16 protein-coding genes are annotated in these 23,398 nt (G+C 37.7%); 7 read left to right on the top strand and 9 right to left on the bottom strand.

What is annotated here, in order from left to right:
• The first annotated feature begins 24 nt into the window (after positions 1–24).
• Complete coding sequence (locus IW492_RS09935) at positions 25–774, top strand: MurR/RpiR family transcriptional regulator (RefSeq protein WP_202067466.1); 750 nt, start codon at positions 25–27, stop codon at positions 772–774.
• A gap of 2,077 nt (positions 775–2,851) precedes the next feature.
• Here the strand turns inward: IW492_RS09935 and IW492_RS18655 are convergent.
• Together IW492_RS18655 and ppdK are read right to left on the bottom strand one after the other, a co-directional pair.
• Positions 2,852–3,028, bottom strand: coding sequence for an ATP-binding cassette domain-containing protein (locus IW492_RS18655; RefSeq protein WP_202067465.1), 177 nt, complete (start codon positions 3,026–3,028; stop codon positions 2,852–2,854).
• Positions 3,029–3,481: 453 nt separating this feature from the next.
• Positions 3,482–6,109: a pyruvate, phosphate dikinase gene (gene ppdK, locus IW492_RS09925; protein ID WP_202067464.1), complete on the bottom strand. Its 2,628-nt coding sequence runs from the start codon at positions 6,107–6,109 to the stop codon at positions 3,482–3,484.
• Positions 6,110–6,283: 174 nt separating this feature from the next.
• Here ppdK and IW492_RS09920 point away from each other — a divergent pair, with 174 nt between their 5' ends.
• From IW492_RS09920 to IW492_RS09910, 3 genes are all read left to right on the top strand, one after another.
• Positions 6,284–6,919, top strand: coding sequence for a helix-turn-helix transcriptional regulator (locus IW492_RS09920; RefSeq protein WP_202067463.1), 636 nt, complete (start codon positions 6,284–6,286; stop codon positions 6,917–6,919).
• 15 nt (positions 6,920–6,934) lie between these two features.
• The gene (locus IW492_RS09915; protein WP_202067462.1) at positions 6,935–7,750 is read left to right on the top strand and encodes a pyruvate, water dikinase regulatory protein; all 816 of its coding nucleotides are present in this window, start codon (positions 6,935–6,937) and stop codon (positions 7,748–7,750) included.
• A gap of 425 nt (positions 7,751–8,175) precedes the next feature.
• Positions 8,176–10,068: a fructose-1,6-bisphosphatase gene (locus IW492_RS09910; RefSeq protein ID WP_202067461.1), complete on the top strand. Its 1,893-nt coding sequence runs from the start codon at positions 8,176–8,178 to the stop codon at positions 10,066–10,068.
• A gap of 43 nt (positions 10,069–10,111) precedes the next feature.
• On the opposite strand, the gene IW492_RS09905 is transcribed toward IW492_RS09910, so the two are convergent.
• The gene (locus tag IW492_RS09905) at positions 10,112–10,801 is read right to left on the bottom strand and encodes an ABC transporter ATP-binding protein (RefSeq protein ID WP_202067460.1); all 690 of its coding nucleotides are present in this window, start codon (positions 10,799–10,801) and stop codon (positions 10,112–10,114) included.
• 13 nt (positions 10,802–10,814) lie between these two features.
• A complete protein-coding gene (locus IW492_RS09900) occupies positions 10,815–12,353 on the bottom strand; it encodes an ABC transporter permease (RefSeq protein ID WP_202067459.1) in 1,539 nt (512 codons plus the stop codon).
• Positions 12,354–12,514: 161 nt separating this feature from the next.
• Here IW492_RS09900 and IW492_RS09895 point away from each other — a divergent pair, with 161 nt between their 5' ends.
• The gene (locus IW492_RS09895; protein ID WP_202067500.1) at positions 12,515–13,537 is read left to right on the top strand and encodes a serine hydrolase; all 1,023 of its coding nucleotides are present in this window, start codon (positions 12,515–12,517) and stop codon (positions 13,535–13,537) included.
• A 306-nt stretch (positions 13,538–13,843) separates the two neighbouring features.
• The gene (locus tag IW492_RS09890) at positions 13,844–15,769 is read left to right on the top strand and encodes a heavy metal translocating P-type ATPase (RefSeq protein WP_202067458.1); all 1,926 of its coding nucleotides are present in this window, start codon (positions 13,844–13,846) and stop codon (positions 15,767–15,769) included.
• Between the two features lie 328 nt (positions 15,770–16,097).
• Here the strand turns inward: IW492_RS09890 and wecB are convergent, their stop codons facing one another.
• Positions 16,098–17,195 carry a non-hydrolyzing UDP-N-acetylglucosamine 2-epimerase gene (wecB, locus tag IW492_RS09885; protein WP_202067457.1) on the bottom strand — a complete coding sequence of 366 codons (1,098 nt, stop codon included), beginning with the start codon at positions 17,193–17,195 and terminating at the stop codon, positions 16,098–16,100.
• A gap of 470 nt (positions 17,196–17,665) precedes the next feature.
• On the opposite strand from wecB, the gene rpsT reads away from it, so the two are divergent.
• Positions 17,666–17,920, top strand: coding sequence for a 30S ribosomal protein S20 (rpsT, locus tag IW492_RS09880; RefSeq protein WP_202067456.1), 255 nt, complete (start codon positions 17,666–17,668; stop codon positions 17,918–17,920).
• Between the two features lie 796 nt (positions 17,921–18,716).
• On the opposite strand, the gene holA is transcribed toward rpsT, so the two are convergent.
• From holA to IW492_RS09860, 4 genes are all read right to left on the bottom strand, one after another.
• Complete coding sequence (gene holA, locus IW492_RS09875; protein WP_202067455.1) at positions 18,717–19,745, bottom strand: DNA polymerase III subunit delta; 1,029 nt, start codon at positions 19,743–19,745, stop codon at positions 18,717–18,719.
• A gap of 49 nt (positions 19,746–19,794) precedes the next feature.
• Positions 19,795–22,119 carry a DNA internalization-related competence protein ComEC/Rec2 gene (locus IW492_RS09870; RefSeq protein WP_202067454.1) on the bottom strand — a complete coding sequence of 775 codons (2,325 nt, stop codon included), beginning with the start codon at positions 22,117–22,119 and terminating at the stop codon, positions 19,795–19,797.
• Entirely contained in the window at positions 22,091–22,594 is a 504-nt protein-coding gene (locus tag IW492_RS09865) for a ComE operon protein 2 (protein WP_202067499.1), read from the bottom strand. Before IW492_RS09865 ends, IW492_RS09870 begins: the two co-directional genes overlap by 29 nt.
• Positions 22,595–22,706: 112 nt before the next feature.
• Positions 22,707–23,327: a helix-hairpin-helix domain-containing protein gene (locus tag IW492_RS09860; protein ID WP_202067453.1), complete on the bottom strand. Its 621-nt coding sequence runs from the start codon at positions 23,325–23,327 to the stop codon at positions 22,707–22,709.
• Positions 23,328–23,398 lie beyond the last annotated feature (71 nt).

Raw genomic sequence — 23,398 nt, 5'->3', positions numbered from 1 at the left:
AAAACTAACATAAAGGCGATGACTATGGGTATTCTTATTGAAAATTATGGAAACATCATTAATGAAATGAGTGAATCAGAAAAAAATGTGTTTTATGATTTGGACAATTCTCCAGAATTGGTCAATACACTGAATCTAACAGACTTGGCAAACGTACTAGCAACCTCAAACTCTACAATTATTCGGTTGGCACAACGACTTGGATTCAAAGGTTATTCTCAATTCAAATATGAATTGGCAAGATTAATAAAAGAAACAACCTATATTAATGAAAAAGATCTCTTATCACAATATCAGAGCTTCTTCCAAGATTCTCTAAGTGCCCTAACCTTGAACTCCTTGGAATTTTTTGCTGAGCAAATTCATATTGCTGCAAATTTATTTATTGTTGGTGTCGGGCTAACCAAACCCATAGCAGAATATACAAGTAAACGTCTCTATCAAATTAATAAAGCCTCAATGTATATCTATGAATCCCACATGCTGGATCTATTACCCCAGTTGATTAAATCAAATGATTTAGCAATCTTTATTAGTATGAGCGGAGAAACAAATAGTTTGCTAACCTCTGCTCAAAAGGTTAAACAAACTAACGGAAAAATTCTTTCTATTACCAATTCCAGAGCTAATTCTTTAAATAATATTACTATGCATAGTATTACCACTGGAATTCCGACAAATGTTTATCACAATTATGATATAACTTCACGTGCTTTTTTGATGGTAAATATTGATTTGATTTTAGAAATATATTTAAAACGTTACGTTAGATAAGCTGATTCTTGCAGTTTGATTCCGGAGCTGCGGATGCTTTTCTGAACCATTTACGTAATGCACCAACAGACAGATACTCCAATTCTCAAAGAGCGGCTGCAGAGGAGCAATCATATTTCAAAAATAGCTGAATAGCTTTCATATATTCTTTGTAAACATGCGGATATTCTTTCTAAGTTCATTTTTAGTCCAGAATTATATCCTCACTTCTACCTTTCATTACAGGATAGCTTCGTGCTCACCATATGTCTGAAGTCGTACAAGGGCTTTCTCCTGCGATTTTCTAAAGGTTCTATAATATTTTGTGTTGATGGAAAATTTGCCAACACTATTTTTGAGTGTTCAAACACAAAAAAGGAACAACAAACTGATAAACTGAAATCGTCTAAAACTACAAATCAATCGTCGACTAAAACGATAGTGGAAATTGCTTTTAAAGGATTCAGCCGAACTAGATAGTCAGCGCCATCCTTATCATCCGTTAGTTAAACGTCCATTGACTCAAACAGATAGCATCGATAAACTGCTTAGTTATGATCCCCTGTTGCGCTTAGCTTACGATACGATTCAATTCTTAAAATATACCTTCGCTCATCGAGAGACCAAGCGCTTTTTTGAAGAATTGGATACCTTAGATGCCAGATTACCTTTCTTGTTCAAAAAGAAACTGACCTTCTTTAAGAAATACAAACAAGGAATCACGAATGATTTTCTGTCATCCTTTTTCAAACGGACTTACAGAAGATCTAGACAACAAAATCAAGACGCTTACCTTTGTTCCACCAACACATTTATACGAAAGCTTATCAATAAGTTTCATTATTCAGACCGAACGAATAGTATGAGTTCATGAATGTTTGACATAGAACCTTTTTTACTCAGAAATAGAAAAGTCTAGCGAGCTTTTTCCTCACTAGACTCTGATTTCTTTTTCAGTTTTTTGGCTCACCAACACTATTTTATGCGAAAGTTTATCAATAAGTTTCATTATTCAGGCTGAACGAATAGTATGAGTTCATAAACGTTTGACATAGAACCTAAATAATAAGCTATTATCCTTTTTGGTTCTGTTTCAAACTTCTAAAGCGAATAAATTTTTCTTATGTTGATCCTAATTTTAAACTGGTATTCTCAAAAAGCGATTGATTTCTATGCAGGCTGAAAAATCAAAGAGATTTCCCTCTTTTCGTAACCAAATATCTAGTGTCAATTCATCTGTATCGGTTGCTCAATAGCTGAAGTTATAATGAAGATAATAGTTAATTCCATTTTTTTAATAAACGTCTGATTTTAAAAAAATTGGATATGAATACGTATAAGCAACATATAATAATCATGCTTATTACTAAAGACAACGGAATATGAAAAGATTGAATAACTGTTTGTAAATCAGATATGTCAAAAAAATCAGCTATGAATTGTTTTGCTACTTTAAAAGAGATACCAGCTGATACAGGCAGTAAAATGAGTAAATAGTAAATTGGCTGGATAGTATATTCAATAATTATTCGCTTCTGAGTATCTCCCAATAATTTCATAATTTTTAGATCATTTTCATTTTCTAGTACTGATAAAAAAAATAATCTACTGACATACATTAATAATATAGTGTACATAGATAGACCACTTATAGCAGTTAACCCCATGTAAATTTTTAAGGGGTATATCACAATATTGTTTTTATTAACAATCATTTGCATTATCCATTGTAAAAAAAATAGAGAAAGAAATATTGTTGAAAATGAAAAAACACTCAATATTATAATGATTATTAGCGTCCAAAATTGTCCTCTAATCCTAATTGAATTTTTAAAAGAGTTATTCAATGTATAAATTATACTATACATACTTTTGTATCCTTTCATAAAAAGCTTGATTAGAGAGTCAGATTAGCTACTCGATCTCATTAGATACATCAAATGAATTGTAATTTATAGATAGATAATTATAGTACTGACCTTTTTTTCTCTTTAAGCTATCAGGACTTCCTTGTTCTATTATATTTCCTTGTTCTAAAACAAAAATTTTATCACATGATTCAGTCAACTCAACTCTATGTGTAATAAATATAATAGTTTTATCTTTGATAGACATTAAATTCTTTACTATTTTTTTTAAGAGTACTATCTATATTACTGGTAGCTTCGTCAAAAATAATAATATCGTTATCTGCTAAGAGTGCCCTTGCCAGTCCTAGACGTTGTTTTTGTCCGCCAGATAAGTTCGTACCACTTTCTTCTATGGTAGCATCCAATCCAAGATAAAGGAAGAAATTTTATGTCTAATTACAAAAAATACGACGAAGACTTCAGAAAAAAGCTTAGTTAATTTGTATCATGGAGGAAAAACACAAACTTCCTTGTGCAAAGAATATGGTATTTCACAAACCGCCATCTCACGATAAATCAAACTCTATTCTGAAATTAAAATGGAGTCTGGTGAACTTCTTACAGCCAAGCAAGTACGTAAAATCCAAAAATAAAAAGCAGCTTTAGAAGAGGAAAATCTAATCTTAAAAAAAAGCGATTGCCATATTCACGCCACATTCCACCAACGATTAAAGGCTATTCTCTACTTCAATTGCTGTGCCTTGCCTGAAACAAGCCAAATAACCTTTCTATCTTATACATTCAGTATAAGAATAGGAAAGGCTATTTGGCGTTGCGTCTGATTATTTTCGCTTACTTTGGTACTGTTTATAACGATCTCAAGAATTTATTGTTTCCTGCGCTTCTTCCTGTGCAATTGTCAAAATTGCTGCCGGAATCCTGTAGGGTGAGCAGGATACATAAGTAATCGGTAGCTTTCTCAAAAAACGAATAGATTTGGGATCTCCGCCTACCTCTCCACAAACTCCGATTTTAGCACTATCTGAAATAGAGCATACATTCGATACCGCAATTTTTATCAGCTCTCCTACCCCATTTTCATCCAAATGCTGAAACGGATCATCTTTTAAAAGTCCTTTATCTGCATATTCACCTAAAAACTTCGCTGAATCATCTCTGGAGAAGCCATAAGTCAGCTGCGTCAGATCGTTGGTTCCGAAACTGAAAAAGTCCGAAGTTTGAGCAAGCTTATCTGCAACTAAACAGGCTCTAGGTGTTTCAATCATTGTACCGATCTTATATTGAAGGCTCTGTCCGGTCTGTTTGAAAATATCCTCTATAGTTTCTTCCAATAGTTTCCTCAGCATTTCCAGTTCTTCAGCTGTACTGATTAAAGGGATCATAATCTCTGGAATAGTAGTAAATGCTTCATTCTGATTACATTCCAAAGCTGTTTCAATGATAGCAGCAACCTGCATTTGATAAATCTCCGGCGTAGTCACCGCCAGACGACAGCCTCTATGCCCCAGCATCGGATTCTGTTCTTCCAGACTATCCATTTTTCTTCGGATTTGTGCCGGCATCCGACCCGTTGCTTTTGCAAGCTCTTCTATTTCTTTTCCTGTTTTTGGTAAAAATTCATGCAGCGGAGGGTCCAGCAAGCGAATAGTACAAGAACGGCCTTCCATTAAGCGGAAAATTTCTTTGAAATCTTTTTTCTGATACTCTTTCAGCTTTTCCAAAGGCTCCTGCAGACCTTTCCTGTCTTCTGCCAGAATCATCTTTCTCATTTCGCTGATTCGTTCTTCTCCAAAAAACATATGCTCTGTTCTTGCCAGACCTATACCGTCTGCACCCAGCTTTAATGCAGCTTGAATGTCTTCCGGTGTTTCCGCATTCGCAAAGACAAGAAGATGACTGTTCTCTTTTGCCCATTCAAGAATTTTATCCAGCAGAAGCTGTTCATCCCCTTGTTTCTTTGGGATATTCCCCTGGTATAAGGTTCCTGTTGTCCCATCAACAGAAAGAACATCCCCAGCTTTCATAGTCAGCCCGTTACAGCTGATCTGTTCCAAAAACTCATCTACTTGAAGCGCTTCACAGCCTGCTACGCAGCAAACACCCATACCCCGTGCCACGACTGCGGCATGAGAGGTCATTCCTCCCCTTGAAGTAACGATACCTTCACTGACCACCATTCCTTCAATGTCCTCCGGAGAGGTTTCCTGACGAACAAGGATTACTTTTTCTCCTCTTTCACTCGCTGCTTTCGCTGTTTCAGCAGTAAAATAGATATTTCCGCTGGCAGCACCGGGACTTGCCGGCAGCCCTTTGGCAATTGGGATTGCTTTTTCAAGTGCTGCTGGTTCAAAGACTGGATGAAGAAGCTGTGTAATCATGGAAGGTGTAATTCGTTCAAGCCCTTCTTTTTTTGAAAGAACCCCTTCTTCAACTAAATCAATACATACTCGAAAAGCGGCCTTTGCAGTCCGTTTCCCATTTCTGGTTTGTAAAATATACAACTTCTGGTTTTCAATAGTAAATTCAATATCCTGCATGTCTTTATAATGCTTCTCCAGATTTGAACCTATTTGCTTAAATTCTTCATACACGGAAGGCATTGATTCTTTTAATGCGGCTATCGGCTGCGGTGTTCTGATCCCAGCCACCACATCTTCACCCTGTGCATTAAGCAGGAATTCACCAAAGATCCCCTTCTCGCCAGTTGCTGGATTCCTCGTAAATGCAACACCTGTACCGCTTTCAAAACCCGCATTTCCAAAAACCATTTCCTGAATATTGACTGCTGTTCCCAAATGGTCAGGAAGATCATGCAAACGCCGATATGTCTTGGCTCTCTTGTTATTCCAAGAGCGAAAAACAGCTTCTACAGATTGAAACAGCTGCTCCTTTGGCTCCTGTGGAAACGGTTTATGAACAGTTTCCTGATAAATGCCTTTGTATGCAGAAACTAAATACCGCCAGTCTTCTTCCTTCATTTCTGTATCTTCTTTGTAGCCTTTTTTATTTTTGTAAAAACTCAGCTGATCCTCAAAACGATTCTTGTTGATTCCCCAGACAACATCTCCAAACATTTGCAGCAAACGTCGATAACAGTCATAAGCGAAGCGGCCGTTTCCTGTTTTTTCAGCCAATCCATCCACTGTCTCGTCATTTAATCCCAAATTCAATATTGTATCCATCATACCGGGCATGGAAAATTTTGATCCGCTTCGAACAGAAACAAGCAGCGGCTGATCAACATCTCCAAGTTTTTTTCCTGTCTTCTTTTCTAAAGAAAGAATGTGCTGTTCTATCTCCATTTTCAGTTCATTCAGCAAATGCTGCTCATTCTTTAGGTAATCAATACAAGCTTCAGTCGTTATCGTAAAGCCATTTGGTACAGGTAAACCCAAGCTTGTCATTTCAGCCAGATTTGCCCCTTTTCCACCCAGCAGTCCAGCCTGATCTTTTGACCCTTCTGAAAAATCGTAAACAAAAACCATTGAATATCCTCCTCTATTCCAAATAGTGTGCCACATTCGATATAAATCGAATTATATAGTGTGTCACATTCCCTGTCAACAGTTTTTATGACGAGTGAAGATTTGACTTGATTTTATTTATGCCCCTATATATAATATATAGTATGTCACATTTAAGAGGGTAGGTTATCAACTATGCAATTAACTTCCAGACAGCTGGAAATGATTAAAATCGTAAAGAATAATGAGCCGATCAGCGGAGAAGCAATCGCAAAAACATTAGGCTTAAGCAGAGCTACTCTGCGCAGCGATTTAGCTATTTTAACAATGACTGGTCTACTCGATGCAAGACCAAAAGTAGGTTATTTTTACACAGGACAGACAGTAGAACCGCTTCTATACGAAAAACTCTATAGAAAAAAAGTAAAGGATATCATGATTCCTCCTCTACTGATTCCCCAATCAACAACCATTTACGATGCAGTAACCAATCTTTTTATGTATGATGTCGGTTCGCTCTATGTAAAAGATGATCAGGAAAAATTAATCGGTCTGCTGTCTCGAAAAGATTTACTGCGTGCAGCGATCAGCAACCCTCATACTGAAAAAACACCTGTTGCGGTAATAATGACCCGAATGCCGAATATCACTACAATAACCGGAGAACACACTATTTTGGAAGCCGGCGACCTTCTGCTTCAGCACAGTGTGGACACACTGCCGGTAGTTGATAAAGCAGAACCGGGAAAAGTAGTCGGCAAATTAACAAAAACCAAACTAATGGAATATTTTATCCTGGCAGGTAAAGATATTGAAAATGAAAATTATTAGGAGTGTTTAACTATTATGGAAAAAAACAGTGTAAAAATCTATTTAATCTCTGATTCTGTAGGGGAAACTGCTCAAAAAATTATTTCAGCTGTTTCAGCGCAATATCCAGATATCGATATGAGAGATATTCAACGTTTCCCTTTTATTACTGAAGAGGATTTGCTGCAGCCGATTTTAAAAGATGCATTACATGATAAAGCAATTGTTGTTACGACCTTGGTAAATAAGAAACTTGTGGCTCTCGTAAATAATTTTGCCAGAAGGACAGGACTTCAGTTTATTGATTACATGAGCCCGCTCAGTGAAATCATTGAAGGAACATTTGGCATCGCACCTTTACAGGAACCTGGGGCACTGCACAAATTAAATGAACAATATTTCAACCGCGTAGCTGCAATTGAATTTGCAGTCCGCTATGATGACGGAAAAGATTCTAAAGGCTTTCTGGAAGCCGATTATGTCTTGCTTGGCGTTTCCAGAACCTCGAAAACACCATTAAGCATGTATATGGCAAATCGAAATCACAAAGTAGCAAATCTGCCTCTTATTCCGGAAGTAGCCTTGCCAAAAGAACTGGACCAGATTGATCCGAAGAAAATAATCGGTTTGACAACTTCTATGGAAAGCCTGAGAGATATCAGAAAATCACGTCTGGACTCTCTCGGACTTAAAGGAGACTCCGCCTATACAAACTTTGATCGTATCAAGGAAGAATTAAACTATGCGAATCAAGTCTTTGAAAAATACAACACAATCATCATTAATGTTGATAAAAAATCAATTGAAGAAACCTGTTCATTAATTGAAAATATGACAGAAACCCAGATATAAGAAGATAAAACAGACACAGAAAGAGGGCCTGAGGTTGTGACAGAAGTGTTCTGCCTCAAGAACCAGGTAGGTAACATGCATCATCTACTCTGACGAGTCAATCGTAGTGATTTATGTCAATAAGTCGGACTATACGAAAATAGCTACTCATATTTTCAGTATAGTTCGCCTTATTTCCAGAACTGCTGTCTCTACGAGTCTAACGATTCTCGAGACAAAACATTACGCTGTATCCGTTTTTCTGAGTCTACGGTTCTCACTTCGTTCCGATCCTCGAAGCATGGAGGGGCTTTGGAACACCGTTTATTCGGCTTTAGCGGAGTCAGACATACTTATGTCACAGTCACAACCTCTTATTTTCCCAATAAACAGAAAATTTTTACAAACAAATCTCTAAATATTTCCAGGAAAGAAGGCGTATCCAGTTGACCAGACTGACACGAAATGAATTAATAGCAGAAATTATTAATCTGGAAGCTATTTTAAATCTTCCAAAAGGGACAGAACATTTTGTCAGCGATCTTCATGGAGAATTTGAAGCATTTGATCACATTCTGCGAAATGGTTCAGGCAGTATCAAAGAGAAGGTAAGGATTATTTTCGGAAAAAAACTGACAGATAAAGAAATCAATTCCCTCTGCTTTCTGATTTACTACCCTCAGGAGAAACTTGCTTTGCTAAAAGAGGAACAAATTCTGACATTCGATTTCTGGCAACAGAAAATTGAACAGCTGTTAACCATCGTACGCTTTTGCTCCTGCAAATATACCCGCTCGAAAGTCCGCAAAGCTCTTCCGGAAAATTATGCCTATATTTTAGAAGAGCTCATCTATCCCTACGACGAAGAGGCTGACAAGGAAGACTATTTTAAACAGATTATTGAGAAAATTATTGATCTTCAGGAAGCTGAATTTTTTGTCGCTGCTCTTTGTGAGCTGATCCAGCGATTGGTTGTGGACCATCTTCATGTAATAGGTGATATTTACGACCGGGGACCCTACCCTGACAAAATAATGGAAAAGCTGATCAATTATCATTCTGTGGATATCCAGTTCGGTAATCATGATATTATTTGGCTAGGTGCTTTTTGTGGTTCAAAAGCCTGTCTTGCCAACGTTCTGAGAATCTCTGCAAGATACGGCAATTTAGATCTGGTTGAAGATTCGTATGGAATAAATCTTGAGTCACTACGCAATTTCAGTAGAAAACATTATACAGATAATTTGCATTTCCAGCCAAAGAACAATCCTTACAGACAGCTTAGCACTGAAGAAAAAATCGACAGTATGCTAATTCAGCAGGCTATGACCATTATTCAACAGAAACTTGAGGGACAAATTATTATACGCCGACCTGACTTTAAAATGGAGGGGCGCCTTTTGCTGGACAAGCTTGAGGGAAATATCCTCAAATTGAACCAAAAAAACTACTCTACGGTCAACTCTTGTTTTCAAACAGTCAACATGGACTTTCCTTATCAGTTGAGCAATGAAGAGGATCAGCTTATGGAAGATCTCTCCCAACAGTTTAAAGAATCAAAACTATTGGAAAAACACATGTCATTTCTCGTTGAAAAAGGCTCTCTGTATTTAAATTATAATCATAATTTGCTGATTCACGGATGTATTCCGCTAAATGAAGATGGAACGTTTCAACCAATTCAGTTTAAAAAGTACACCTATTCAGGAAAAAAGCTGTTAGACTACTTTAACCAATGTATCCTGTCTGCATACCATAATCGACACAGTCAAATTGAAGAACTAACAGATATTATCTGGTATCTCTGGTGCGGCGAAGGCTCCTCTCTTTTTGGAAAAAAAGCAATGAAGACATTTGAACGATACTTTCTAAAAGAGAAAGAAACACATGCGGAGTTAAAAAATCCTTATTATAAATTGCGTGAAGATGAGCAGATTTGCATGAAATTAATGAAGGAATTCGATGCTGACCCTGCTTTGGGTAGCATCATTAATGGACATACCCCAGTAAAAGTGGTGAATGGTGAAGCACCGATAAAAGCCAATGGAAAAATGCTGGTCATTGACGGCGGATTTTCTAAATCCTACCAAAAGATTACAGGAATTGGCGGCTATACACTTATTTCAAACTCCTATGGCATGCATCTGGCAGCACACAAGCCTTTTACAAAGAAAGAAGCAGCGATTCGCAACAGCGATGATATTGTTTCCAGCAGACAAATCATTGATCGAAAAAACAATCGCATTAAAGTTAGAGATACAACGATTGGTCAGTCGCTGAAAGAAGATGCTTTAAATCTGCAAAAAGTGTTGACAAAAAAACAAAGGAAGCTGGAATAATTAAATTCCTGCTCCCTTTTTGATGTTCCAATGTTCCGCCTGTTCAACTGACAGCTTCGTTGGCTTCCTTATTTTTACGCTTCTTGGTAAACTTCTGATTTTTCAGTTCAAACACTGTATCACATGCATTTGCTACATCCTGTTCATGCGTTACAATAATGATACATTTATGCTCTTCATGAGCAACCTTTTGAAAAAGTTTAACAATGTCCTCAGATGTTTTTTCATCCAGATTCCCTGTCGGTTCATCCGCTACAATCAGCTCATGATCACAGCATAATGCACGAACAATTGCTACCCTTTGTTGCTGTCCACCGGATAATTGAGTCACATTTTTCTTTGCCAGTGCTTCATCAATACCGACTGCAGCCAAATGTTCAAGGGCACGGCCCCTTCTGTCATCCTTTTTCAATCCTGAAATAGCCATAGCAGTAAGAACATTTTCCAATGCTGACATATAAGGAAGTAAATTATAGGCCTGAAAAATAATCGATACATCATTTCGGCGGTAATTTCTCAAACCAATATTTTTTAAAGATTCTCCATTGTATTGAATCGTTCCGGTTTTTGGTACATCCAATCCTGAAATCAGTGACAGAAAAGTTGTTTTCCCTGATCCGCTGGCACCTAAAATAGCGTACATCTTCCCCTTGTGAAATTCCAGATCCACATCTTTATATAAATATTCTTCTTCCTGTTTGTACCAGTATCCTACATTTTTAGTTTCTAACATTTATTTACCCCTCCTATGTTGTCAAAATTTTACGCGGCTGCAGCCGAATAATTCCAATTGAAGATAACAGAATTGACCCAAAACTGATCATCAGACCCATTCCAGCCAGCATTGCAATTTGTTCTGCAGTAACCTTAATATCCATATCTTCAATTTGTGCAGCTGCTTCCTGTGAGCTTGCTCCAAGACTTCCAAAGTTGCCAGGACCACCGCCCATATTACCTTGTTGACCTCCTGGACCTCCACCTGCCATTTGAGCATTATCATTACCATTCGCGGCTGTCTGACTTGATTCTGTCTGCTGCTGAATCAGCTGTTCACCAACAACATTTCCGACAACATTTCCACTAACAGAGGCAACTGCTAATGCAATCAACATACAAACAAATATTTCAGTAAAAAATTGCATAATGACTTTTGCCCTTGCTTCACCCATTGAAAGCAGAACACCAATCTCATATCTTCTTTCACGAATTGTCATCATAACAATCAGTGTCAGAATAATTACACCTGCAACAGCAACCAAAATCACAATATTTCTTGCAAAGCTTGCCACATTATTTAATGGCTGCAGCATAGACTGATACATTTGATCATTCGTTTGCAGACTAAAAGTGTCAGTATCAATCAGTGCTTCTGCTTCTTCGACAAATGCCTCCATTTTTTCAGGATCAGTCAGGCTATAACTTGCTGAATCAATTGTCCCTTCTGAATCATCCCCCTTAAGTGTATTGGCAAATGTATACGAGCTGTACAAAGTATTGGATGGGTTCAGAAAATTGAACATCATCCCCATGCTGCTCCCGCTTTCTGACGTTTCAAAAATTCCCTTTACAGTAACTTCATAGGTAGTGTCTTCGTCATCAGGACTTGTAATAGTAAATGTGTCGCCTACACTTAATTCATTGGCATCCGCTAATGTCTGCTCAATAACAACATTATTTGTATCCTCATCAGCAGAACTTATTGCCTCTCCCTCAACAATAGTGGAAGTACCCTCAGAAAATCCTGAATACATGGATAGATCCATCACACCAGTTACCTGAAAATCGCTTTGCATCATTGCAGCACCGTCACCGGTCTGTTCGCCTCCACCCATCATTCCGCCGCCTCCGAAGCCGTTCGTGCCGCCTTCAGCTGTTTCTGTTGACGCAGAATCTGTTGTTTCGTCTTCGCTGGAAATTGGTATGATATCATCCGTCGCTCCTGCAGAGGATGAAGAAATAAATGAGTAGCTTTTAACGTTATCCAATGCAGCAATCTTTTCTGCATCCTCCAGATTTACCGGTGTTACGCTAAAACTTCCCGGATCAAATCTTTCGCTGCTTCCGTCAGAGCTTTCAGCTCTCCGTATACTGCTCTCTCGGTTGGTACTCAAGGTTACGGTTGCTCCTACACTTTTCTTTGCGTTTTCAGTTGCTGTCAAGGCTGCGCTTCGAATAGTCAGCCCTGCCAAAACAAATATTAAAATCGCTGAGAACACAGCGCTCAGCAGTAATGTCCGTCCTTTCTTTGCTTTCATACTTAACAATGCCCGTCTAATAAAATCCATAAAAATCCTCCTAGCTAGATAATCCTTTCGGAACTATCATTACTTTATTCCTGCCAACTTAAATAGAACTTAAAATTCCATAACAAAATTTCACCTTGCAAAAAAAAGGTAAAGATGTTTAAATGGAACTGTCTCAATTTATTTATAGAAAGGACAGTACATTGGTTAAAAAGAAAATGAGCCTATATGGAGTGGTTTTCCTTGTCTGTTTGTTTCTAATATTCACCTACTTCTTCTCAACGAATACAGTTGATTATGCAAAAGAAGAGAAAATAACACAGACTTCTGAACCTGATATAGTGATAGAGCCTCCTGCTCAGCCCATTGCAGGAAAACAGGAAAGTAATCCTGAAACAGCCATTGAAATAGTTGATGCTGAAGAGCTGGACTTTTTTTATGATCAAATACAAACGATTATCAATAAAGCTTCTGTTGATTTTTCCGGAGATTTCGCTGTGACATATATAGACCTGTCAACTGGAAAACAATTGTCAGTTAATGGCGACAAAGAATTCTACACTGCAAGTACCATTAAAGTCCCTCTGGCTATGATGGTTGCAGATAGAGTTAATGAAGGTGTCCTTCACTGGAATGATAAAATTGTTTATAATAAAGAAAGAGATTATGAAGAAGGAACTGGAAAGATAATCAACAATATTCAACCCTCCTATTCTTTAAACACTCTTCAGGAATACAATATTACTTACTCAGATAATATTGCGAAAAATATGCTGTACAGCTTATTTGGCGGAGAAAAACAGGCTAAACGTCAGCTTTACAGATACTTTTTTTCTCGTGAAACAGATGTAGAAGATGTCCAGTTTACATCGGAAGAAGCCGCTTCCATCCTTCAGATACTTTATCAGGAAAAAGCTGAAAATGCTGAATACCAAAAAATTTATGATTATATGAAAAAGACTGTTTTTCACGAACGCTTAGAAACCTCATTAACGGAAGGAAAAGTCGCACATAAAATCGGTTCTTACGATAACTATATTCATGATATTGGTATTTTGGAAACTTCACATCCATTTATTCTTTCTGTTTTTACAAAAGAAGAAGTTTCCGGAACCGGTGCAGAAGCTATTTCAAGACTGACAGATCAACTATGGAAGCTTCAGTCTGAACACTACCCTTCTTCTGCCGCTTCGCCTCAACAGCTGATACAACAAGCAGGTGCATAAAAAGTAGAGACCTCTGAACATTCAATAATACATGTTCAGAGTTTTTTTGTGCGCTAATCATTATTTTTATAAAATCTAAAAAAATACTAAAAAGTTTTTTATCCGTTACCCTTCCCCTTCTGCTGTTCTTTTTATCCTATCCTAACAATTGATAATGATTATCATTACGAATTAGAAACAACACAAATAAAAACACATTAAAACAAAGGTTCAACCTAATTGATAACCACTATCGTTCTCAATTAGATGAATTCATTATCAATTGCAATTGAATTTATGCTACTCTGTATATGAGGAGGGATCATGATGAAATTATCAAAAGAAAAACAAGCAGCATTATCCACTGTTTTTTGTTTTCTATTTATGATCACAGGTCTGCTGTTAGAAAAATCAGGAAGTTCTATCTATCCAATCAGTTTTGTTTTAGCAATAATCAGTGGTGGGGCAAAGCAGACGAAAGAAGGGATTTTAGACACCTGGAAAAATAAACATCTGAATGTGGATTTATTAATGGCACTGGCAGCTGTTGGAGCCTGCATTATCGGCAACTGGTTTGAAGGAGCCATGCTCACTTTTATCTTCTGTCTAAGCGGAGCACTGGAAGAATACGCAACAAACAAAAGTAAAAAAGAAATTTCCAATCTGATTAATATGCAGCCGGAAACTGCCTTGAAACTCATGGAAGATGGAAAGACGATTGAAATACCTGTTTCTGAGCTGAAACTTAAAGACCATGTATTAGTCCCAAAAGGCTCCAGCATTCCAATTGACGGCATCCTTTTAGCAAGGGACAGTTCAATTGATGAAGCAGCAATCAGCGGAGAATCAATTCCTGTTGAAAAACAAGCCGGTGCTGAAGTGTTTGGAGGAACGATTAATTTGGGTGAAGTGTTTACCATGGAAGTCAGCAAAAAAAGTGACGATACTCTCTTAGCAAAAATTGTTCGACTCGTTGATGAAGCGCAAAATACGCCATCTCAAACGGCAAGCTTTATTGACAAAATAGAAAATATCTATGTAAAAATTGTACTGATTATTGTTCCCTTAATGATCTTTATTCCTTACCTTTTTCTAGATTGGAGTTGGAATGAGAGTTTCTATCGGGGAATGGTTCTGTTGGTCGTTGCTTCCCCATGTGCGCTCGTAGCCTCGGCAACACCTGCAACCCTTGCAGCAATTTCAACTGGAGCTAAAGACGGCGTTTTGTTTAAAGGAGGTATTTATCTCGAAAACATTGCTGATCTGAAAGCAATCGCATTTGATAAAACTGGTACACTGACAAAAGGTGTCCCAGCGGTCACAGATGCACTGTTTTTGACAGAAAATCGTGATGGTTTGGATATATTACTGGCGATGGAACAGCAATCTACCCATCCGCTTGCACAGGCGATTGTGTCTTTTTATAAAGATCATAACGAAAAAATTATTGAAGACTTGGTTGTTCATAACATCGTAGGATTTGGGATGGAAACTGTTGTTGAGGGCATCACTTGGCGTGTTGGAAAGCAATCCTTTTCTGATGAAGAACCGTTAAAACCCGAATTAATTCAACAAGTTGAAAAACTTCACAGCGAAGGAAAAACAGTTATTTACTTGTTTAAAGAAAAAGAAATTGCAGCTTATTTCGGGTTGCTGGATCTGCCTAAACCGGAAGCAAAGAATGTCTTAGAGTACTTTAAGAATGAAGGAATCCATACAACAATGATTACCGGTGACCATTTAAGAACAGCGCAGGCAGTGGCAGCAGACCTTCCTATTGATGAAATCCATGCAGATTGTTTGCCTGAAGATAAAACAGCCTTAATCAAGCAGCAAAAAGAAAAATATAAGGTGAATGCGATGGTTGGAGACGGGATTAATGATGCCCCTGCTCTTGCAAACGCAACAATAGGCGTGGCAATGGGAGAAGGAACAGATGTGGCGATGGATGTGGCAGATATGGTTTTGATGAAGAATGATCTTGAAAAACTTCAGATGAGCCACCTTTTGTCCAAGAAATTAAAGCGAATTGTTACACAAAATATTATTTTTTCAGCAGCAGTTATCCTTCTTTTAATCCTATCCAACTTATTCCAGGTAATAAGTTTACCTCTTGGAGTTATCGGCCATGAAGGAAGTACCATTCTGGTGATTTTGAACGGTTTAAGATTGCTGAAAACAATTCCGCTTCCCACATCTAAAGATTCAAGTTCTCATGAACAAATAACTGGAAAGCTGATTGAAAATCGTTAATCGAATTGCTGGAACAGCAACAAAAAGAGTTTCTCCCAGCACCCTGACCAAGCTATAAATTATAATAAAGGATCGTTTATAAATGATATTCAATGATAGAAAATGTTAACCTGTATACTTCAATGACAAGAACAAAACAGCTTTAAACCTGTATTAAAAGCTTGCTTCCACGCTTCTTCAAATGCTCGTCACCTATCCAGTAGTCATATATGTAATATTACTGGATAGGCTCCATATTTCTTGGATTAGAAGCATAACTTAGTTTTAATTCATTCAATATGCTATCATTATCAGGAAAAACCCTTTTTATTATCTATGAAGTTCAGATTTACAGTTCTTTTTCCAAAATATCTGCAATTCTCTGAGATGCATGCCCATCTCCATAAGGATTACTCGCCTGACTCATTTTCTCATACTCCGCAGGGTCTTCCAACAGCCTTTTAAAATTCGCATAAATGGTTTCTTCGTCTGTTCCGACGAGCTTCAACGTTCCTGCCGCAATGCCTTCCGGTCTTTCCGTTGTGTCTCTAAGAACAAGAACCGGCTTCCCCAAAGACGGAGCTTCCTCCTGAATTCCACCGCTGTCAGTTAGGATCAGGTAGCTCCTGGCAAGAAAATTATGAAAATCAACGACTTCCAAAGGTTCGATTAAGCGAATACGTTCCTCTCTGCCCAAGTATCTATTTGCCGTTTCTCTTACCTTGGGATTAAGATGGATAGGATAAATGGCTTTAACATTATGATGTTCATCAATAATTCTGCGAATTGCCTTAAACATGCGTTCCAGTGGTCCGCCCAAATTTTCTCTTCGATGGGCTGTAATCAGAATCAGACGATCCTCCCCTATCCAGTCCAACTCCTCATGTTTGTATGAAGGTGTCACAGTCGTTTCTAGAGCATCTATTCCAGTATTACCAGTAACATAGATGTGCTCCGCTTTCTTCCCTTCGTTTAACAAATGTTCCTTTGCTGTTTCAGTCGGAGCAAAATGAAATTTACTGATTAACCCGGTTGCCTGACGATTAAACTCTTCTGGAAACGGTGAGAAAATATTGTAAGTACGTAGTCCTGCTTCTACATGACCAACTGGAATTTGGAGATAGAAACAAGCCAGCCCTGTAACAAAAGTGGTGGTTGTATCTCCATGAACAAGCACTACATCCGGACGTTCTTTTTCCAAAACCTCTTTAATACTAAGAAGTATGTTTGATGTAACATCGAATAACGTCTGATTTTCTTTCATTACAGCCAAATCATAATCGGGCTTCACGTTAAAAACATGTAAAACCTGATCCAGCATTTCCCTATGCTGACCAGTCACACAGACCTTTATGTCCAATTTTTTTCGACTTTTTAATTCATTTACTAATGGACACATCTTAATTGCTTCTGGTCTCGTACCAAAAACTAATAATACTTTTTTCATAAATATACGCCTCTCCTGATAAAGCAGCTCATTTTTTATACTTATACTATTCTTAAACATTATATTGCTGTTTCATATCCATCGTTAATTATAGCAGTTTTTCATCAACTATTTAAGCTTACACATCCTTTTGAAGTTCTTTCATTCTGTCAGCAGGCAATATAGTAGGAGAACAGTCTGCCTCTTCTTCATTTGTGGTAATTGAAATGACTCATTCAATCGTTACTCCTGTGAGAATTTCTGGAATATACAGCCAGCTATCTGTTATATAATTAAACTTTTTACTTCTACACTTTTAAAGATGAGAAACGAACTGAACCTAATAGTAAAATGAAAAAATTTACTGTTAAGGAAAAAAACTTGTCATCTTTTATTGCAATGAATGATTTGATTCGGTATAATGATTACTGTTGAATTACATTTTGGGCTCGCCTGAATTGTAAGACCTTATTTTATCGGAGGTGAAAGAAATGCCAAATATTGAATCTGCAATCAAACGTGTACGTACTAACGCAAACGCGAATGCTAAAAATTCATCTCAAACAAACGCTATGCGTACAGCTATTAAGAAATTTGAAGAAGCTGTCGCTGCCGGAGCTGACAACGTGGATGCATTATATAAAGATGCTGTAAAAGCTATTGATATGGCTGAAACTAAAGGTTTGATCCATAAAAACAAAGCGAACCGCGACAAGTCTCGCCTAAGCAAAAAAGTAGCTAAATAATTGATTTTTAGAAGCTGATTTAAGTCAGCTTCTTTTTTGTAGTGCGCCAAGCATAGCAACTACCTAGGTGGTGAAAGTCCACTGCGAGGGTACACATCGACCAATCGCTAGAGAAACGCAAGGTGGCATTCGTGAGGATGTGGCTGAAGGAAGCGTGTATCAAATTCTTGGCTCTACGAACAGAAACCTGATACCAAGGCTCGGTAAGTGGATAAGGTTCCTATACAAACCAAAGTCCAAAAGATGTGCGTAAACTTATCGGGTAAATCAGGCGAGTAAAAGAAGAAAGTTAGTTGTCTTACCCTGGGAGGTCTCACGAACGATTGAGGAGTCCCCTAGTAAGAAAATCGGTCGAAAAAGGTTTATCGTGAGAAATCAGCCGAGGTCATAGTAGTGGATTATCCAAAGTTGTTCATAGAGCGTTATCCACTAAACGACTAAAGCAAAGAGGAATCCCCTTTGCCTTAGATTATTATCTAAACGTACACACTGCAATATAAAGTTGAACCGCCGTATGCCGAACGGCTTGTACGGTGGTGTGAGAGGGGGCGGAAAGTCAGTTAGCTTTTCCCTCTACTCGATTCCAATGATATAACTATTAGAAGGCTTAGAAAAATTCAGATAAAAAGCTGCTTTAACAGTTCCCATAAGCAGGCAGATTAGATTGATTCAATCATTTTCTTTTGGCCTATAAATACAATATATCTTCAAAACAAAATCAGTGATTTTCTGGATATTTACAGACTCAGAAGAACACTGATTTTATTATTTGGAACACTTTTTTCTTATTTGTTTTCTATAAAACCTTATCTGAAATCTTTAGAATAAACAACTCAAATTGTAATTCTTTATCCATTCTTCCAGTTTTGACTGAAAAATCATTTTCCACCAGTTCATCATAAATTTTTTCCAATCTCTGTAATTTGAAGCTGCGGCTTTGCTGCAGACCCAATTTAATTCGATAAGGATGAACCTTCAATGCTTCGGCTATATTTGACTGCTGATAGCCCAGCTGAGACAATATCTTTGTCTGGAGCAGCAGACGTATCTGACTTAATAGGATGGCAGTCAGCTTGATCGTTTCTTCTCCCTGCAGCAAAAGATCCTGATAAGTCTGAATTGCTTTTTCACTATTGCCTGCCAAAATCTCTGCTGTAAGATCAAACACATTATGCTCTAAGGATTTTGGTACCAGTTCTTCCACTATCTCCAAAGTAATCCTTTTATCTTCAGAAGAAAAAAGAAACAATTTTTGCAGCTCTCCCATAATCTTCGTCAATTGGAAATCAGATAAATAAAGAAGCTTATCAAATGCTTTAGGTTGAATCTCATAGCCTTCATTTTTAATAGTTTGCTGAGTGTACTCTTTTAATGCCCGCTCATCCATTGGAGAAACATCAACCACCACCGCCTGTTTCTTTAGGAGTTTGGTTATCTTCTTTCTTTCGTCCAGCTTTTCAACATGTGCCTGAAAAACAACCACTGTAGAAGATGAGGGCTGCTCAAGATATGCAGTTAACTCTTTCATATCATGTTCGACAGGCGCAGCTTTCTTTTCACTGGTTAAAAAATAAGGATTCTCTATAAAAACCAGCCGATGATCCCCAAAAAAAGGTAACGTGTCTGCTTCAGCCAATGCTGCAGATAAAGAGATTTCTTCCATGTCGTAAGAAGTTATATTAAATTCCTCTTCTCCTGATTGAAATAAGTGATTCTGTAATTCTAACTTGAACAGTTCACTCAAATAGGTTTCTGTTCCTAAAACCAAATATAACGGAGCAATCTTACTCTCACGAACATCTTTCAATACTGTCTGCAAACTCATCTGATCCCTCTTTTCTCTTATTTATCCTAACATTCTCAAGTGTCAAAAGCTAGTCTGATCCTGTCACTGTTTTTAATTGCAGATCAGGTGAAAAAAATGACCACTCACAGTAAATCATTCCCTGTTTGTCGGTTCGATATATCTTCATTTTTTCTTCGTTCAGCTTTTCAAGTGTTTCTTCATGCGGGTGGTTAAAATGATTGTTTTGTCCACAGGAAATAACTGCTTCCTGCGCAGAGACAGCCTTTAAAAATTCTCGAGTTGTTGATGTTTTACTACCATGATGTCCGACTTTTAAAATATCTGCTGACAAAGCAGGAAATGCCTCAACCAACTTTTTCTCCCCTGTCTCCTCTAAATCTCCTGTAAACAAAAAACGCTTCTGCATTATATTGGTATAAAGAACAAGTGAATCATCATTGCTTCCTGCGCCAGCTTCCATAGGAGCTAATACTTTGACATCTAACTCCCCAGGTAAATCAGCTTTTGATTTAATGCTATAGAAAGAAGTTCCCTTCCTCTCCATTTCTTGAATTATTTGAAAAAAAGCAGTATCCTGTTCTGCTCCTTCAGAAAAATAAACAGATTCAATTTTTATTTTTTCACTAACAGCCAGCAAGTCGCCCATATGATCTGTATCACTGTGTGTTATAAAAACTTTATCAAGCTTTTTGACCCCTCTGCTCTTAAGAAATGGAATCACCGTATATTCTGCTGGACTTTTCTGCATTGTACGAGTTCTCCACGGCTCGGTCTGAAATGTGATCCTTCCGCCTGTATCAATCAAAATTGACTCACCACCAAAAGGAGCCTGAATGAATATACTGTCTCCTTGTCCAACATCTATAAAAGCTACAATCCCTGACTGCAGCACATATTTCTGAAATAAAAGAAACACCAATATTCCTGTATACACTAAAGCCTTTATTTTCTTATCAGGAAGATAAAACAGAATAAGCAAAACCAGGATAATTTCTGCCGCAAAAAGAATGAACGGTATCTTTCCAATGGCTGCAGAAAAGAACTGCTCCTCACTCATACTGGCAAATACTTTGTTCATTTGAATGAGGCATATTTCCAGCAACTGGCTGAGTATTGTCTTTTTTAAAATAAAAGACAATACAAATCCACTTGTCAAAGCCGGTAAAAGCAGATTTTCAAAAAAAGGAAGTAAAATAAATGTTAAAAGAATCCCAAGCGGCTGCCACTCATAAGTAGTCATTCCCAAGATCGGAATAGTAAAGATAGAAAGTAGTGCAGAGAAAAGAAATTTCCGAAAAATTGGAGAGCTTACCGTTTTTAGCGCTTCACTTAAATAAATAATGGAAAAAGACAGAAAATAACTGTACTGCCCTGCTAAAGTAAAAAGCAGAAAAGGCTGAATGAGTACCGCAAAAAATAAGGTCAAGCTCCAGATATCCAATGTGGAGAGGTGAAGCCGAAAGCGATTGCTGCCTTCTGAAAGATTTCTTTGAAGCAGCGCCCGAACCACACTGACAGAAAAACCTGTAAGTCCTGCGAAAAGAAAAGAAAGCAGCAACTGCCACCAGAAAAATGTCTCTATAGAAACACCCAGTCTGAGCAGCGTGTATCGCAGCAGGTTGGCAAAAAAAGCAACGTGCATACCGGATAAACTGAAAAGATGTAAGATACCCAAGCTTGTAAAAATTTCGTTCAGCTCATCATCTCCTGCTCTTTCTCCAAACAGAAATATCTTACAGTAAACGGCTGTAGTTGGATAGAGTACTTCATTACAATATAGCAACGCTTTTTTCCGAATTACGGACAGTTGCTCAAACAAAGAGAAGAATGGAGCCTTTACATCTTTTTGACTATGAATTTTTTCAATTCTCAGAATCTGATTTATATGATTCTGTCTAAGATATTCTGCATAATCAAAACCGTTTAGATTTGTTTTGCCTGACGGAAGTTCAAAACTTCCTGATACACATACCTCTGCTATTTCTGTCTGATGAAGCCAAAATTGCTGCTCCTGTTCTGAGGACAGCTGGTAAGTTCCCTTTACAATCAGCTGTCTGTCCTCAGTCAAGTCCCCTTCCACCTGTAAAAGATCACCATCTACTTTAATTTTATCAGGATGAATACGCAGAATTTTTTCTGTAACTGGACCTACAAGCTTCTGTTCAGCCTCTTCTTTAATCAAAACATTAATCGAAATGAGAATAGTAAAAAAACTGCACAGAAAACCCGCATAAATAATCTTACGTTTTCCTGTGCTTACTAATCGGATGATACTGTATATCCATAAGATCAGGGTAATACTATTAAATTGTAGAATCACACAATTTCCGGCAACCGCAAAAAGAATTGGATAAAACCAATAATTAGTCAGTTCCTGAAGCAGGCTCTTCAAATGAGCTGAGTTCCTCTTCTCCTAATTGAAGTTCAGCAAAGTATTTTTTGGATAAGGTTACTTTTTCCGCTACGGCCCCTGCTTTTGAAATCAGTTCAACTGCGTAAGGGTCATTTCTATAATCTTTCAGGTAATGAATTTTCTTGATTCCAGCCTGTAGGATCATTTTGGTACATTGCAGGCATGGAAAATGTGTGACATAAATTTCCGCCTGATCTGTTGGAATACCGAATTTTGCGCATTGTAAAATGGCATTCATCTCCGCATGTATTGTTCTTACACAATGACCATCTACGACATAACAGCCGTCGTCAATACAATGAACATCACTGCTGACAGAACCATTGTAGCCTCCTGCGATGATTCGTTTATCCCGCACAATAGTTGCCCCGACTTCCAGACGAGTACACGTGCTTCTTAAGGCCAGCAGCACACTCTGTGCCATAAAATACTGATCCCAAGGTATACGTTCCACTGTCAATATTGCTCCCCTCCATCTCATAAATCTTCTTTTGCTGAAACTTAAGCTATACAAATAGTACGTGAATTAGAAATTGCCGTCAATAGGATTTACAAAATAATTCGTATTAAGAGACAAAAATAGAGTCTCTTAACTTCTCAAATGTTTTCTCTCCGATTCCAGAAATATCAGACAATTCCTCAATAGAGCTGAATCTGCCATTCTCTTCTCTGTACTTAATGATCTCCTGTGCTTTTTTCTCCCCAATACCCGATAGAGTCATTAAAGCTTGTTCATCTGCAGTGTTTAAATCAATCTTACCACTTTGTGAATTATTGGTTTTATTGACTTCGTCTACAGCACTTATAATTTCCTCTCCTTCCTCAGGAACATAGATGACCATTTGATCTTCCAGCCGTTGAGATAAATTGATCTGCTTTTCATCAGCTGATTCAGTCAGCCCTCCAGCCATTTCCAAAACGTCCCATACTCTCATTTCTGAACTAACTTCATAAATCCCTGGAACTGCAACTGCTCCCTTTACGTCCACATACACCTGCTCCTCTTCAAATGAGCTTTCCTGTACAGCTGCTTCAGAAGTTGAAGTAGCTGCGTACCACTCTTCCTGCGGTTGCTCACTGAGGATAGGTTTTAGGAAGATTAAGCGATAGACACAGAAAATGATACAGCAGAAAATCACAGCGCCCCCACCCAGCCAATAACGATAAGTAACGATTTTTTCCTTCATAATCCTCCCTCCTAAAAAATAATACGCATTTTTTAGCTTTTGTTGATAAAAAAATAGTTTGTCGATCGTAT

The organism is Enterococcus sp. BWB1-3, assembly GCF_016745275.1.
Lineage (GTDB): Bacteria > Bacillota > Bacilli > Lactobacillales > Enterococcaceae > Enterococcus_L.
The sequence above is the reverse complement of the archived record's forward strand: the minus strand, read 5'-3'. Positions and strand labels throughout refer to the sequence as shown.